Raw genomic sequence first — 14,339 nt, 5'->3', positions numbered from 1 at the left:
CGGGGCGAGGAGCACCGCTCGCCCCGACCCGGCCGAACCGTCGGCCCCGCCTTCGGACTCAGACGTCCCCGCGCGCCCGCACGCTCGAGCGGCGCCCGAAGATCAGCAGCGTGGCGTCCACGAGGACCCATGCGCACAGCACGCACCACTGGCCCGCCGTGCTGGCATCGGGGAAGTAGCTGAGGACGCGGACCAATGTCGTCGTCGAGCCGGGGATGAGGCACTGTCCGATGTATCCCAAACCTGCGGGCAGGAACTTGTAAGGGATGGCGAACGCGGCCCAGGGCATCGCGGCGAACAATGTGATCCCGGCCGCGATTCCTATGCCCACTCCTCCGAAGGCGGAGTGCAGGCCAGCGAACAGACCACTCGTCGCCATAAGGGACAGGCCCAGGGCCAGCCAGAGGATGCCGAACGATCCCGGGTACACCGTGAGCCAGGTGTCCAGGATCAGGGTGAGCAGCAGACCCCCGCCGACCCCGAGCCCGAGCACTGCGGCGGCCTTGCGCCACACGCCCTTGACCAGATAAGCGATCGTGAGTCCGGCGAGCAGAGCGCCGACAGTGAGCGGAATACCGGCAGCGGTGGCGCCGGCCCCGCTCGCATCATCCTCGGAGTAGGGCACCAGATCGGTCACCGTCACCTGAGGAAGCGCCTCTGGCAGCTGTCCCGCCACAACCGCCGGATCGACTCCGTGACCGGCGGCAGAACCGATCCCGTCGCGGATCCCCGCGTAGATCTGCGTGTCGAGCATGGTCTGCACCCGCGAGGCCACCTCGGTCATGACGGCGGCAGGCACCTGACCATTGGCCGAGGCCGTCAGCACCTCGGGCGCCCCGTTGACGAGCACCACGGCTCCGATGAAGTTACGCTCCCGCACGCCTCTGACGGCAGCGTCGCGGTCATCGACCCTCTCCAGGTCGGCGACCCCGCCCAGGTTCCCACCGGCACCGGACATGAACTGGTCGACCAGGTCGCCGTCCCCGGTCACCGCTATCGTCTGGCCCGACATCTCGGCCCGTGAACTCGGCCACGCGAAGGTGAGGATCAGCAGGGACAGTGCGACCGACACGAGCACCACGACCCATGTCACCCTTCCCCAGCTACTCACGACATGCGCTGCCGTCCGTTCTTGACCAGCCATCGTGTGATCAGTCATCTCTCCTCCTTGAATGAATGATCATTCATCATACTCCTCGAACCCTATCCTGGCAACCAGTCACCAGGAACACAACTGATACTGTCGTCCGCCAGGAGCAGTGTCACATCGCCTCGACCCTCAAACCCTGACTGCTCGCCAACAAGTCAGACTGAGCGGTGTCCATGGACAGCACCTGTCGGCAGGTAGCGCGAGAACCGGGGCTCCGAGGACCCGACGAAGATGCCGTCAAGATTTGAACCAGATCGCATGGTCAGGGCACTGATTGCAACTACTGCCCTCGTTCGGATTGTCACAGGTTCAGTTCGAGGTCATGGAGGAGCCGAGGCATGTCCCAGAGAGTTTTGATCCAGATGTCGTTGACCGTACAACGCATCTGACTTGAACATCAGGCGCTGGAAGAATTCATGCGTCGCCAGCCCGGCTCATAGCGCCGTCCCCATGACATTACGACTGTCAAGAAACACACTATGGCTGACATGAAACGAAACCGTATTTTTCGTGGATTTCCTGTGCTGTTTCGGATATGATTGGGACATGCAGGTTGAGGTCACCTTGGAAGAAACCGCCGTCCTGATCAGGTGGAAGAAGCGTTCCGACAATCATGTGCTGGTGCGGATGAAGGCAGAAGCGATTCTGTACGCCTCCCGTGGCGTCGACGTGGGCATCATCGCTGAACTGATGGCCGAGTGGCAGCCCACCAGGATGTGCTCGGTCCTGGCCGGGCACGCCGGGAACCAGAACTCAAGACCATCCTCGCTCAGCCGTCCTACCAAGCGGGCGTCCACGCCGAGTTCTGGAACGTCCCGGCGATACGTGAGGTCGTGAAGATCCTGTTCAACGCCGAACACCAGACGGACTCCTCCTACCAGCTGCTCCTGCGCCTGTGCGGGCCGAGCCTCAAGCTGCCGGAGCCGTTCAACAAGCACCGCGACGAACCGGCCACCACCCGGCGCATGGCCGAGGTGAAAACCCAAGTCAAGAACTTGTTAAGCCAGGTCTGGGAGGTCTACGCCGCAGACTAGGCACGCCTCGAGCACGAGACCGAGACCCGCCGCATGCAGCTCCCAAGAGGACAGCGAACCAAACTGTACGTGGACCGGCAGAAGGGGGCCCAGTCGTTCTTCGTTGCGCTCTCGTTGACCAGCAAGACCGTCAAGCTGTACCCGATCGAGGGGAACCGAGAAGCCTATTCAAAAGTCGCGACAAACCTAGCCCCGACTAAATATTTATCCTTAACGGAGCGCTAGTTTTGAATAGCCCCCAGAACACCAAGCAGACAATCCTCGCCCTGGAACGACTCCAACGAGAAACCGAGACAGAGAAGATCGCGGTCGTCCTGGACAACACCCGCTTCCACCACGCGAAAGAGTTGACCACCCTCTACGAGCCGGGTCAACTGCTAGAGCGCATCACCCCTGTTTTCCTGCCGTCGTACGCGCCCGACCAAAACCCAGTCGAGCACGTCTGGAACGCGGCCAAGAACAACATCGCGAACATTCAGCGCGAGATCCCCGAAGAAACCTTCGGCGCGTTCGCCTCCCACGCCACCGGCCGTGCCCTCGACCACCTCCCACCCCGCGAAACCGAAAACGAATTCGTTTCATGACAGCCATGCTCCCGATGATCAGCACGCAGCAGCGGAACCTTCAGGTCGTTCAGCGCGAATCGCCAGGAGTCCCTGCGAAGGACCCGAGCAGTCTTCGGTTGAACCTCTTCCATGTCCCGTGGCTCGATGGCTGCTGCGCAGAGTGCACCTGTGAGGTCTTCACATCGAGCCTCGTTCCCCTAGTCACCAAGGCCGTAGTCTGCCAGCCCGAGGGATCACGACACTCTCGGTCTGAGTCTGCACCCAGTGAAGAAAAAGATGCTTGAGCAAGCCCAGATGACACTGGCTGGAGAACATGGCCAGGAGCCACAGAGATGAAATTCCGCATAGATTATGCAGAATAACGCCAACATGCCCAGCGCTCCTCCCTGAGTCGCGAGACGTACCCAAGACGGTCCTGAGACCGGATCGCGCCCTTCCTCACCAGCCCTGTCGACCCGCTTCTCCGGAAAAGTCGGGACTGCAGGAACAGAGCTTCGAGGACAGAGACCGGATGAGCAGTCGAGCGCTGTCGTTCCTACTGGTCGGGAAGTTCGGCGACCGCCCGGGTCCACGACCCTCCTGCCTCGCGCAGCGCGACCGGGAAGGCAGAGAAAACGAACCCGGAGGAAGGCAGGGAACGAAGATTCGCGAGACACTCGATCGCGATGAACTCGCGTTGTCTGCCATGCATGTGCGTCGGCCAAAGACAACTGCCGTCACCGGTCTTGAAGTATCGCTCGAGCATGTCTCTGGCAGGCGCATCCAGGCTCCATGAATCTGTTCCAACGACTTTCGCTCCCCTATCGAGGAGTTCATCTATCGCCGATGGCGCAAGAGCCACCGAATCCAGATGGTAAGAGGAGGTCCCGGCTACCAGATCAAGATCTGTTCGGAGCAGGGGTATGACTCCCTCAAGCGAATCGATGCGCAACTCATCGAGGCGTTTTCTGACGTATCCACGCGTAACGATCCTTCCGGCCCGGGTCCCGTCGATGATGACCCCCGGGGCATGAAGCAGTTCAAGCGGCACTTCGAGAACTTTCTTCGCCTTCGTGCCTTCACTCATCGGACCATAATGGAACGGGGCGTCGATGTGCGTCCCAGTGTGCACAGACAACGAGAAGAACTCATTCGACAGAAAACAACGGTCCGGAAGATCCTCCGGCCTGACGACCCGCATCCCGCCCAACCACAGGACATAGTTGCGAAGAATTTTGAAAAAACCATCGCCCGGGAGTCTCCTAGCACGGCGTGAAATAATCCTGTGTCCACGTTCATGCGTCCATCGACGGTATGACACCCCAGCAGTGCCAGGCCCAACGGGGAGACTCAAATCAACCAACATCACTCAATCCCATCGCTATCATCCACCCTCTTTCGCAGCATCCTCCTCAGCTTCCTGCGAACATGACGGACAACCCTCCCGGGCAGGCCCACCGTGAACATGTGCGCCGCAAAGTCCTCCACGAGCCGGGTCCGGACCGAGTCGCTGTCATCACAACGAGGAAACGAAACCATACATCGGGGCTTATTCACAGAAGTCGTCAACAGGAACGTTTCCCCTTGTCGGATCTTCTTTCTGCCGAGCCGTGAATAAGCTTCATCTAACCGGGAAGCTGCTCGATGAATTTTTTGATATTAATCTGGTTCCGTCGAGTATGGTTCTGCATGTTCTCCAACACCTTCTCCAGAGGCATGCCGAAGGCCTTGTCAAGCTCAAAATCCTGAATCCAGGTCATCCGCGTCCCACCGGCCTCCTCGACGTAGTTCCAGCGCAGGTGCATGAAGACAAAGGGGAACAAAGGGTCTAGACGTTCTGCAATGACGACATGGGAGCTGTTGTTCAGCAGCCTCCACGACCGCCACGTAGTCACGCCATTGTTGAGTTCGAAAACCAATTCAGTGAATGACCCCGAGCAGGTGATCCTGAGTACAGTTGCGTGCTTGTACTCATCAAAGTATGTCGGCCAGCGCGATATGTCGTTCGTGATGCTGAAGACCCTGCCCACCGGTGCATCAACGAAGACAGAGTTCTCAAGACGTGGCATTGACCCGCCCTTCCCCCGCATCCCTTGACTGAAGAGCAGTAAGATAGGTGCACAACTCACCAAACGTCTTGATCCCTTCGGCCTCCGGGCCTAACTTGAGTCCAAACTCCTTCTCCAATCCGACGATGAGTTCGACACGCTCTGCCGAGTCGATACCGAGATCATCGTGCAACAGGGTCGCACCACTCAGTCCCGCAGTCGGGATGCTCATGGTGGACAACACCTTACTGACACGGCTCTCTTCTCTCACAATTATCCTCTCAATCGGCCGTAACGACCTGTTCTCAGACACTGATGACGACAGCTGCATTGGTTCCCCCGGTACCGCGCGCGGTGACCAGAGCGGCTGTGCAGCCAGCTCTCATGGATGATCCCAGACGAGCCAGGCTCACACTTGGAGGAAGGCCGGGCGCTGGTTGCTCGAAGTGCGCCACGGGGGGAACGAAACGTGTTCTGAGGCTCTGAAGGGCAAGAATGACATCCAAGACGAAGGCGGCACCCAGAAGATGACCGAAGAGTGGCTTTGGCACCGTGATGGGAACCTGCTCTGCACCATTCCCCAAGGCGATGCTCAGTGCCCTCAACTCAGTGACGTCCTCAATGGGGAGACCGGAACCATGGGAATACACAACACCGAGGCTATCCATCCCGGCACCAGCACGGTGTAGAGCGTCGGCGATGGCTCTTGCGTATATCTCTCCTGAGGGTTCAACGGTGTAGTAGGGCATGTAGCCATCGGTGGAGCGCCCCCAACCGGAGAGCCAGCCGAGTATGACCGCCCCACGCGAATGAGCAAACTCGCCCCGCTCGAGAACGAGGAACCCGGCGCCTTCTCCGAAGACCGACCCGCTGTGTCGATGATCATAGGGATGGTACGCGACGGAGTCATCCGAATCAGTCGGGCGACGTGCAACGAGCCCACTGGTCTGCAGGCAGAGCCACCCATAGGGGGAGATCGGCGCCTCTGTGCCCCCCGCAAGCACCGCATCAGCATGTCCGTGCCTAAGCAGTCGGATCGCATCAATCAGGGCGTACGCACTGCTCGCGCGGTCGAGGGTGAAGGTCCTCGACGGCCCTCTGATTGCATTCTGAATGGTCACGTTTCCCTGGGCCGCCGTCGGGAACCAAGCCGTTGCCTGGTAGGGACTAACTTCCCGTGGCCCCTGAGTCCACAGTGCACGGAGCTCCCGTTCGGCGAACTCCCAACCACCGAGAGCATTTCCAATGGACAGGCCGACACGATCCCCATCCACATTAGTGTCGACTTCTAATCCAGCGTCCACCAACGCGTCATGAGCAGCAAGCAGCGCGAGATGAGTGAACCGGTCAGTGCGCTTCCGAAGCCGGGGAGTCAGGAACTCCTCCACGAGGCCTCCAGGGACCTCACCGGCCGCATTGGAGAGATAGGGCGTCGCATCGAAACGGGAGATGGGTCCGATCACATCGCGTCCTGTTGCCACCCCCTCACAAAAAAGTTGATATCCGCGTCCATAGGGGGTCACGCACCCGATCCCCGTGATCGCCACATCATCAGCCATGTAGAATCATCTCCGATCAGCCAATTGCATGAAGGGTCATGGCAGCATGCAGCCCACCGAACCCGCTGGCCTGCTTGAGAACACTTCTTCCGAGCCACTCGACTCCTGAGCCCGGGACATAATTTAAGTCGCATTCGGGATCGAAGGCCTCATAATTCGCGGTTGGCGATAAGAAGTCTTCTTGGAAAGATTTCGCGCAGACGACCAGCTCGATCGTCGATGCCGCTGAGAGCGGGTGGCCGATCATCGACTTGACAGAGGTGACAGGCACCTCATAGGCATGGTCACCCAAGGTCTTCTTTATGGCAGTCGTCTCGCACCTGTCGTTCTGAATGGTCGAGCTCCCATGGGCACTCACGTGTTCGATGTCGCGTGGGTCTACACCGGAACGGTCCACGGCGAATCCCATCGCCCTGGCCAAGTCTCTGCCGCCTGCTTCCAGAGCAGTCATATGTCTCGCATTGGAGGCAAGCGCAAACCCACCGATTCTCATGTACGGTCTTGCGCCGCGCGCCCGTGCATGGTCAGCACTCTCGAGAACCAAGAATCCAGAGCCCTCGGCCAGAACAAAACCGTCCCGTTCTGCGTCAAATGGTCGCGATGCAGTACTGGGAGGACCCTGTGTCCTCCTGGAGAGACAGTTGATGATTTCGAAAGAGGCAATCGTGATCGGAGTGATCGGGGCCTCCGAGGCACCTGCGATCATCACGTCCGCCTCCCCGTCCTCGATGGCCGCGCAAGCAGCTCCAACAGCGTCGATCCCACCGACGCAGCCGGTAGACAAGGCGAGTACTGGCCCCTGGGTACCGAGCATCGCAGAGAGAACGATCGCCGGGGTGTTGGACATCGCCGCCAAGTACAAGTCATGAGAAACTGCGTTCGGATCCACCGGGTTCATGCCTGAGCCCGTAACCCGAACGAACTCACGTTCCAAGGTTGTAGTTCCACAGATCGCGGTTGCGAAGGCAATGCCAGCCCTCGCATCAGAGAGCATCTTGTTTTCCAAGCCAGAATCCTGCACTGCCTCCGAGGCGGCCAGTACAGCGAGCTGGACGAATCGATCGAGTCTCCTCACCTCCCGCGGCAGGGAGTCGAGGTGCTTCTCGAGATCCGGCACCTCGCCAATGGCGACTGAACCGAACTCGAACCCACCAAGTACGGCCTCGTTAGCCGAATCCATCATCCCTTTCAGCAGTGAGCGTCCACTGGAAACCGCTTTCCACAGCGGAATTATTCCGACGCCGGCTGGACTCACAGCACCTATACCCGTGACAACGACCCCAGTCATAATTACCTCCCGCGTCTGGCCCTTAGCACCGTCAACAACCCGATCCCCTCCACTTTCGTCACCTCTACCCCCATGCTCTCAAGCATTTTTCCGTAGAATCCAGAACTTCTTATGGCACCACCGGACGTGTTGACCAGAAGACTCAGATCGAAGACAGAGATCAACGACTGCTCCTTGGTCTGCAGATCAGCCATGATGTCGACCAGCAGGAGTTCGCCGTCCCCGGCAAGGCTCGCAATCGCACCTGACAGCATCTGTCGGACGATCTCGATGCTGAAGAAACGAGTGACCGGCGGTACGAGGACCAACTGGGCACCGATATCGCAGGACTGCACCCCGTCGCCGCACGGTACGAATCTGAGATGATTGAGGGCCGGCAGCGCACCGACACGAAGGACAACTCGATCGATGAATTCAGGTGTATCCAAGGCGTAGACCGTTCTTCCCGAACCACTCTCGGCCTGCGCCAGTGCCCACTCACCGCCACCTGAATACAGTACGACAACGGTCTCCGCACACACATCAGAGGACAGCGCTGCCACCTTGCGAGCATCCTCGAGCACCCCGAACCCACCGCGGACGAAAAAATCCACGTTCGATGGACGGTCCCCTACGTCATTGATCCGACTCCTCCGATTTCCAGTGCACACGGTCTCAACCAAGTGGTCTCCCCAGCGGGGACGGGCAGCGTAAACTGCTCGAAGATGAGCGGCGATAGATTCCCGGGAACCAGCGCTGAGCAACTCAGCGACGGGGTGGGGCACGCAATACTCACACTCCGTCACCTTGAGCAGCAAACCCATGTACGTCAAGACGTCCAACAACCGTCGGACAGCGTCTCGGGACCATCCAGACGCACCCGCAACACGATCAACCGTGCCGGGAAGGTCTCCGAACTGATCAAAGATCCGCAGTTCGAGTGCAGCATCGAGTACTGCTGAGAATGTGTAACCATAATTGAGTGAAAGCAGTTTATACTCAGTTTCGATGGAATGACTCTTATTCACTCCACTCAACCTTCCAGCCAACCTCGTAACCCCGAACGGACACCATTGTCGATCATCGAGCTCCGCCTCAAAGGGAGAGGTCGCTCTGCCCCTCAAGGGAGGGTCGCACTGCTGAAACCAGTCCCGACAGAAAGGAGACCCGCTGAGTCCTCAAATCTGAGAACCCAGCACCTCGAATTATTTCCATCAGGTCCACGGCCTCATAGACCTCACCTTCTTCTGTGTTGATCAGAAGGATCACACCGAAAAGATTCGGGAACAGCCCCTTCGACACGTCGGGCATGTGGGAATGGACGAAAAGCCGACCATTGCCTCGCAGCTCATCGAAAATCTTGGACACGAGATGCCGGACTCGATCCCTGCCATACCCGTCAAGAACATGGGAGAGGAGCACAGCGTCGCATTCGGGCAAGAGATCCTTCATAATGTCACCGGGCTGAAACTCGATACGGTCCTCGAGACCTGCCACAGCAACATTCCTCGAAGCAATTTCACTGATCGAGGGATAATCGACGGCGATGACCCTGACCTCGGGATGGCGGCGCGCGATGGCGATCGAGTAGTCGCCCGAACCACACCCGAGATCGACCAAGGTGCTTCCACTCAGTAGATCAAGTCGCTTCGCCAGCGGATCAGCCTGAAGACGCGCGCTGACCCGCATCGCACCGATCAGCCGTTCTCGACCGGCGGCCCCTTCTCCGGCACCCGATCCCTGGTCGCTGTAACCCTCCTTGAGGACCCTCTTCGTAATGGAGCTGTTCGATCGGATCACAGCAGGGAGCTCAATGGAGTTCGCGAAATGAACGCTTTGATGCTCGGCAAAATCTCCCATGAACTCCGGGTTCCGCCGGACAAGATACCGTGACGCTTCGGGCGTGTTCCGGTATCCCAGCCCATCTTCACTCAACAGCCCGAGCCCGCTCAGCGCGATGAGCAGTGCACGCGTGGGTCGTTCTGGGACGCCTATCCGGCTTGACAGGTCATGGACGTCGAGGCTTCGCCCCTCCAGCTGTTCAAAGATACCGAACTGAAGCGCACTGATAAGCACCTGTGTCTGGAGATATGCTGTCAGCATCCCATGGACACGGACTGCACTGCTATCCTCATCCCTCGTCATGATCAGAGTTCAGCGCCTCTCTGTATTGACTGGACTGGATATATTCGTATGGATCTGAGGAGAGGAAGACACTCCGCACCGGTGGACGTTCCGCAGGCGCCACCACGATGAACCGGCACGACTCATCAGGAGCCGTAACGAAGCCGTGGGACTCATTTCTTGGAATGAACACCACGTCCCCTTCGGAGACGTGGAGCGGCGTTTCATCGTTCGACGCCACCAGCGTCATCGAACCCTCCAAGACATATATTTCATGCTCCCAGTCATGGTAGTGAGGAGGCGTCGATCCGCTAGGCTCGATCTCGAATTCGGTCAGGACAAAACGATCCGCCCCGTTCTTGGTGTCAATCAGCTTTCGATGAGTGGTTTGCTTCGCACCCGGCTCCCTGACGATCTCAGGGGTCACAGCCTTTCTATTCGTATGATACATTTACTGTCCTCACTAGTTAGAATGAACGTTCTTTTTATTAATATAACAGCCAGCAGCTTCCATGTCAACAGTTGTCGACTGACCTCTTAACCCCCTCATAGTCTTTGGGCCTCGGTGACAGCTAACATCAAGTTTGCTGACACGGCCTTGACGGGATTCACTCGTGTCATGAAGTCTGCGGACAGCATGCCCACCACGAGCAGTGAGCACTGCGCCCCAGAGGACATCGGGTCTTCGACTGTCGTTGACAGTCGAACGGGGTCGAGGTCGCATGACCTCGGACGGACACTCGGGCTCAGACCATCAGTGGTTCGCTGGGGACTCGCTCGCCATCGCTGTGTTCCTGCTGCCCCTTCTTAGACCCCGGCGCGTCCGGAAGCAGGCGGGGATCACCCACAGGGCCCCGAGCCGCCCCTGTCGGCAGGCTCCTGCGGCTCGTTTAGCGCATTGGCAAGGGGATTCCGTAAAGGAGCAGCGCCTCTGGTCGGGTCCCATGAGCAGGCCACGGCTGCGCCTCTCCGCGCGTCCGTCGTTGTCCAGTCCTCCAAGACGACATCGATCATCATCGGGCGGACCGCTTCTCGTCTTCCCGGCATGCCATCCGGGATCTTCCACGAACCAGTCGAACTGCCCCTGGACGAACCGCGTCCCGTTTCCTTCCCGCGACACCGGATGCGGTGCCCGTGGAGACGGGCACCGCATCCTCCCATCAGAGGGACATGTTCACAGGCGACTCGGCAGGAGGCACAGCTCCATGTCATGGCTCGGTCCATCGATGCTGTGCGGCTTGTTCATGGGGATCGGATCACGATCATCGCCCCCATCCATGTCACGACGCCATCCACGGACGCTGTGAACAAGCCTCTGCGAACAGCCTCGGAGCTCATCGGCAGAGGTTCGGCAAGGACATGCCGGTCCGGGGACCGCGCCCCTGCGACGGTCCTCAACCTGGTCGTTGCTCATTCCACGGGTCGAGGAGAGTCCCCCCGAACCGAGGGGTCACCGCTCCCTTCCTCGGCGAGCAGTCGTCTTTCCCGGCCCCGAGCGAGCAGCCAGTACAGCCCCCGCGCCGCGAGGAGGACGAGCAGGAGCACCCAGAGTTTCCAGTTCCCCTCCCTCGGCCCGACGTTGAGAAGAATGATGAAGGCGACTGCCATCAGCCCCGACACCACACCGATGTCGGCATTCACCATCTCTTGCCCCCGCTCCCCGGTGCGTCACCAACAGTCGATCAATCCCGTCACGGCACCGCCGAAGGCACCGCTGACACCACCGACCATGCACCCGCCGGCTGAGCCGGCGATGCATCCACCAATGGTCCCCGTGATAAAACCATCACGAATTCTCTCGTTGCTGCAGTCCCAGTCGAAACTCGACATCACACGAACCGACCCGGAGTCCATTCCCGTGCTCACCGAGGCCGAGTAGATCGCGTGCGTCGATGAGACCAGCTCCCATGTCCCCACTGCCCGTCGTCCAGAACCCAGGTCCAGAACGGCGGGGACCAGTTCGCTACTCGTCGGCGACGTCATGAGCAATGACCCGTCCTCGGCGAGGGAGACAGCAGAATCGGTTGAGACGGAGAGATCCGCCGTCACCATCGCCTGTTCGGGCCTCTGCACTTGGACGGCGTAGCCCCCGGTGTCTCGGGGGCGGCCGTGGTGGAATCCGTCGGAAGCTGCGCCCCAGGGTCGGGGGCTGCTTCGGCAAGAGACGCTGGGATCATGAACACACCCAGAGCGGCCAGGCCCGCGGAAAAGACTTTGAGAGTTCGCATCGTTTCCTCCTCGCACAGCTCGCACGTCTCCCCCTCGGAAACTGTTCCCATGACGTCGTGGGGACGGAACCATCGTTCTTCTCGGAAGGCCGTGTGTCAACCCTTGTCAGGCCTGCAGAAGGCACTCGACCGGAGGTCTCCGCCCGGGTGCCTTCCCCGCCTCGGGGAGATCTCCGGGCACATGAGGCGGCTGCGGTCCGCGATCAGTCCGTGGAGCGTCTTCCGGGATCTCCGGGATCGGTGAGGGAATGCCCGTCCGGCGAGGAGTCGGTTCCCGGAGCCGACCACCAGCCGCATCACGATGAGCCCCTGCGACGACGGACGCGGCCGAGACGTCCCGGAGTCGCAGGGCCCGGTCGTTCTCGCCCGCCAGCGCCGACGAGGCGCCCACATCGGCAACGATGAAACTGAGCGGTCGCCGATACGACAACGGTCCAGCAACGCTCGACTCACCCGACCGGTACGGCCGTCGCGTACGGGCCCACTCCGCAGCCCGGAGAGCCCATCCCCGCACGGCCTTCCGGCCCGCTCGCCGCAGCCCCGGGGCCGGACCACGAGACGTCACGAACGACTCGTCGTCCCCTCGTCCGGGTCCGGTCGTGCACCGGCGGCGCTCGACCCCGGACCCTTGGCGGCGGCAGCGCCGCCGGACCCCCGACCACGAACCTGCGCACCGGTCGTCTCGACGGCACCGCCCCCCGGGCAGGAGCCCGTGCGCCCACCGCCGTCCCGGGCCTCGTCGAGTCGGGGGCCGCAGCCCGGACGGCGCTTCAGCTGCCAGCAGAGCAGCCCGACGGCGAGGACGAAGCCGAGGGCGCTCGTCCAGTTGTTGAATCGCATGCCGCCGATCCGGTTGACCGGGTCGATGCGCAGCGCCTCGATGAAGAAGCGGCCCAGGCAGTAGTAGGCGACGTAGGCGGTGAAGGTCTTGCCCCGCCCCAGACGGAATCTTCCCGAGGCCCACAGCAGGAGGAGTGCGCCGCCGATGTCCCAGATCAGCTCGTAGGCGAAGGTCGGATGGAAGGTCGCGTACTGCCCGTAGCCGCTCGGCCGGTGCGCCGGGTCGATCTCGAGGGCCCACGGCAGGGTGCTCGGCCGGCCGAAGAGCTCCTGGTTGAACCAGTTGCCGAGCCGTCCGACGCCCTGGGCCAGGAGCAGGGCGGGAGCGACGGCGTCGGCCACCGCGCCGAAGCGCACCCGATGGGCCCGGCACCACACCCAGACGGCCAGCCCGCCGGCGATGACGGCACCCCAGATGCCCAGGCCGCCGTTCCAGATCCGCAGCACGTCGGCCGGATGGCGGCCAGGCCCGAAATAGAGCTGGTGATCGGTGACGACATGGTAGGCACGGGCGCCGACGATACCGGCCGCAACCGCCCAGCCCATCATCGAGTCGAATTCTCCGGGCTCGGCGCCGCGGGCCCGCAGCCGGCGCTGCCCCAGCCACCACGCCAGGAAGATGCCCGCCAGGATGCACAGCGCGTAGTAGTGGATCGTGACCGGTCCGATCCCGAAGGAGCTGACCGGAGGACTGGGCAGGAACAGGGCGGTCACCGGGAGGCCCTCACCCCCGAGGCGAGGTCGTCGACGAGGGCGCGCAGCCCGTCGAGCGAGGCGGTGCCCGCGTCCTCGGCCGCGATGAGCTGCTTCACGAGGGCAGAGCCGACGATGGCGAGGTCGGCGAAGGCGCCGATCTCGCCGGCCTGGGCCCCGTTCGAGATGCCCAGCCCGACCCCCACCGGAAGATCGGGGGCGATGGCGCGGACCCGCTCGACGAGCCGGGGGGCGGCGTCGGAGGTCTGCGCGCGGGCACCGGTGACGCCCATCACGGAGGTCGAGTAGACCCAGCCCCGGCATGCCGCCGTCGTCCGGGCGACGCGCTCGTCCGTGGACGAGGGTGCGACGAGGTAGACGCGGTCGAGGCCGAACTCGTCGGAGGAGGCGGTCCAGAACTCGGCGTCATCGGGCGTCAGATCGGGCGTGATGAGGCCCGCGCCGCCGGCATTGGCCAGGTCGCGGGCGAAGGCGCGCACGGAGGCGGCGGGATCGTTCCGGCGGCCCCTGGCGCCGTAGTGCTCGACGAGGTTGTAGTAGATCATCACGAGCGGCGTCGCACCGGCGACGGCGACCGCCTCGACCGCGGAGAAGACGTCGTGCGTACGCACCCCCCGCTGGATGGCCTTCGTGTCGGCGTGCTGGATCGCCAGACCGTCCATCATCGGGTCGGAGTACGGCATGCCGATCTCGACGGCGTCCACCCCCCCGCCCCCCGTGCCCTGGGTGAGGGCGACCATGGCGGCGATCGACCCGGGCACGTCGGGGTAGCCGACGGGCAGGTAGCCGACGAGGGCCGCGCGGTTCTCGGCCCGGCAGGCGGCCACCAT

General features: G+C 61.6%; 15 protein-coding genes and 2 pseudogenes. 3 read left to right on the top strand and 14 right to left on the bottom strand.

The window, feature by feature from the left end; all coding sequences use genetic code 11:
• Positions 1-58: 58 nt before the first annotated feature.
• Entirely contained in the window at positions 59-1,159 is a 1,101-nt protein-coding gene (locus tag EGX94_RS12660) for a hypothetical protein (RefSeq protein WP_021796840.1), read from the bottom strand.
• 537 nt (positions 1,160-1,696) lie between these two features.
• Between EGX94_RS12660 and EGX94_RS12655 the strand changes: the two genes are divergently transcribed.
• The 3 genes from EGX94_RS12655 to EGX94_RS12650 all read left to right on the top strand — a co-directional run bounded on the left by EGX94_RS12655 (position 1,697) and on the right by EGX94_RS12650 (position 2,768).
• Complete coding sequence (locus tag EGX94_RS12655) at positions 1,697-1,987, top strand: hypothetical protein (protein ID WP_043120581.1); 291 nt, start codon at positions 1,697-1,699, stop codon at positions 1,985-1,987.
• Positions 1,984-2,184, top strand: a complete 201-nt coding sequence (locus tag EGX94_RS13520) for a hypothetical protein (RefSeq protein WP_043120579.1) — start codon at positions 1,984-1,986, stop codon at positions 2,182-2,184. The genes EGX94_RS12655 and EGX94_RS13520 overlap by 4 nt, the downstream gene beginning before the upstream one ends.
• A gap of 227 nt (positions 2,185-2,411) precedes the next feature.
• Positions 2,412-2,768: a transposase gene (locus EGX94_RS12650; RefSeq protein WP_021796825.1), complete on the top strand. Its 357-nt coding sequence runs from the start codon at positions 2,412-2,414 to the stop codon at positions 2,766-2,768.
• Positions 2,769-3,285: 517 nt separating this feature from the next.
• On the opposite strand, the gene EGX94_RS12645 is transcribed toward EGX94_RS12650, so the two are convergent.
• The 13 genes and pseudogenes from EGX94_RS12645 to trpA form a co-directional block, all read right to left on the bottom strand.
• Positions 3,286-4,095, bottom strand: a complete 810-nt coding sequence (locus tag EGX94_RS12645) for a cyclase family protein (RefSeq protein ID WP_081660472.1) — start codon at positions 4,093-4,095, stop codon at positions 3,286-3,288.
• A gap of 259 nt (positions 4,096-4,354) precedes the next feature.
• The gene (locus EGX94_RS12640) at positions 4,355-4,798 is read right to left on the bottom strand and encodes an SRPBCC family protein (protein WP_021796837.1); all 444 of its coding nucleotides are present in this window, start codon (positions 4,796-4,798) and stop codon (positions 4,355-4,357) included.
• A complete protein-coding gene (locus EGX94_RS12635; protein ID WP_162142544.1) occupies positions 4,785-5,009 on the bottom strand; it encodes a phosphopantetheine-binding protein in 225 nt (74 codons plus the stop codon). Before EGX94_RS12635 ends, EGX94_RS12640 begins: the two co-directional genes overlap by 14 nt.
• A gap of 73 nt (positions 5,010-5,082) precedes the next feature.
• Positions 5,083-6,336 (bottom strand): beta-ketoacyl-[acyl-carrier-protein] synthase family protein, encoded by a 1,254-nt coding sequence (locus EGX94_RS12630; protein ID WP_021796833.1) that lies wholly within the window; start codon positions 6,334-6,336, stop codon positions 5,083-5,085.
• A 16-nt stretch (positions 6,337-6,352) separates the two neighbouring features.
• Positions 6,353-7,624: a beta-ketoacyl-[acyl-carrier-protein] synthase family protein gene (locus EGX94_RS12625; protein WP_021796846.1), complete on the bottom strand. Its 1,272-nt coding sequence runs from the start codon at positions 7,622-7,624 to the stop codon at positions 6,353-6,355.
• A 2-nt stretch (positions 7,625-7,626) separates the two neighbouring features.
• Positions 7,627-8,166 carry a hypothetical protein gene (locus EGX94_RS13970; RefSeq protein ID WP_226906116.1) on the bottom strand — a complete coding sequence of 180 codons (540 nt, stop codon included), beginning with the start codon at positions 8,164-8,166 and terminating at the stop codon, positions 7,627-7,629.
• A gap of 246 nt (positions 8,167-8,412) precedes the next feature.
• Positions 8,413-8,631, bottom strand: a pseudogene (locus tag EGX94_RS14485) (methyltransferase family protein); the annotation flags it as partial.
• A gap of 67 nt (positions 8,632-8,698) precedes the next feature.
• A complete protein-coding gene (locus EGX94_RS12615; RefSeq protein ID WP_021796821.1) occupies positions 8,699-9,748 on the bottom strand; it encodes a methyltransferase in 1,050 nt (349 codons plus the stop codon).
• Positions 9,735-10,154: a cupin domain-containing protein gene (locus EGX94_RS12610; protein ID WP_196807732.1), complete on the bottom strand. Its 420-nt coding sequence runs from the start codon at positions 10,152-10,154 to the stop codon at positions 9,735-9,737. The genes EGX94_RS12615 and EGX94_RS12610 overlap by 14 nt, the downstream gene beginning before the upstream one ends.
• 983 nt (positions 10,155-11,137) lie before the next feature.
• Entirely contained in the window at positions 11,138-11,371 is a 234-nt protein-coding gene (locus EGX94_RS12605; RefSeq protein ID WP_028706097.1) for a hypothetical protein, read from the bottom strand.
• Between the two features lie 24 nt (positions 11,372-11,395).
• Positions 11,396-11,800: a hypothetical protein gene (locus EGX94_RS12600; protein ID WP_123826385.1), complete on the bottom strand. Its 405-nt coding sequence runs from the start codon at positions 11,798-11,800 to the stop codon at positions 11,396-11,398.
• Positions 11,801-12,711: 911 nt separating this feature from the next.
• Positions 12,712-13,509: pseudogene (gene lgt, locus EGX94_RS12595) on the bottom strand (prolipoprotein diacylglyceryl transferase); the annotation flags it as partial.
• Entirely contained in the window at positions 13,506-14,339 is an 834-nt protein-coding gene (gene trpA / locus EGX94_RS12590) for a tryptophan synthase subunit alpha (protein WP_043150017.1), read from the bottom strand. The pseudogene lgt and the gene trpA, both read right to left, overlap by 4 nt.

It is taken from the genome of Propionibacterium acidifaciens (genome assembly GCF_003798325.1).
GTDB classification, from domain to species: Bacteria; Actinomycetota; Actinomycetes; order Propionibacteriales; family Propionibacteriaceae; genus Propionibacterium; species Propionibacterium acidifaciens.
The sequence above is the reverse complement of the archived record's forward strand: the minus strand, read 5'-3'. Positions and strand labels throughout refer to the sequence as shown.

Bases quoted from the DNA above. Each gene is read 5' to 3' on its own strand.
- EGX94_RS12660 (WP_021796840.1), bottom strand. From the start codon at position 1,159: ATGACTGATCACACGATGGCTGGTCAAGAACGGACGGCAGCGCATGTC.
- EGX94_RS12655 (WP_043120581.1), top strand. From the start codon at position 1,697: ATGCAGGTTGAGGTCACCTTGGAAGAAACCGCCGTCCTGATCAGGTGG.
- EGX94_RS12645 (WP_081660472.1), bottom strand. From the start codon at position 4,095: ATGTTGGTTGATTTGAGTCTCCCCGTTGGGCCTGGCACTGCTGGGGTG.
- EGX94_RS12640 (WP_021796837.1), bottom strand. From the start codon at position 4,798: ATGCCACGTCTTGAGAACTCTGTCTTCGTTGATGCACCGGTGGGCAGG.
- EGX94_RS12635 (WP_162142544.1), bottom strand. From the start codon at position 5,009: ATGAGCATCCCGACTGCGGGACTGAGTGGTGCGACCCTGTTGCACGAT.
- EGX94_RS12630 (WP_021796833.1), bottom strand. From the start codon at position 6,336: ATGGCTGATGATGTGGCGATCACGGGGATCGGGTGCGTGACCCCCTAT.
- EGX94_RS12625 (WP_021796846.1), bottom strand. From the start codon at position 7,624: ATGACTGGGGTCGTTGTCACGGGTATAGGTGCTGTGAGTCCAGCCGGC.
- EGX94_RS12615 (WP_021796821.1), bottom strand. From the start codon at position 9,748: ATGACGAGGGATGAGGATAGCAGTGCAGTCCGTGTCCATGGGATGCTG.
- EGX94_RS12605 (WP_028706097.1), bottom strand. From the start codon at position 11,371: ATGGTGAATGCCGACATCGGTGTGGTGTCGGGGCTGATGGCAGTCGCC.
- trpA (WP_043150017.1), bottom strand. From the start codon at position 14,339: ATGGTGGCCGCCTGCCGGGCCGAGAACCGCGCGGCCCTCGTCGGCTAC.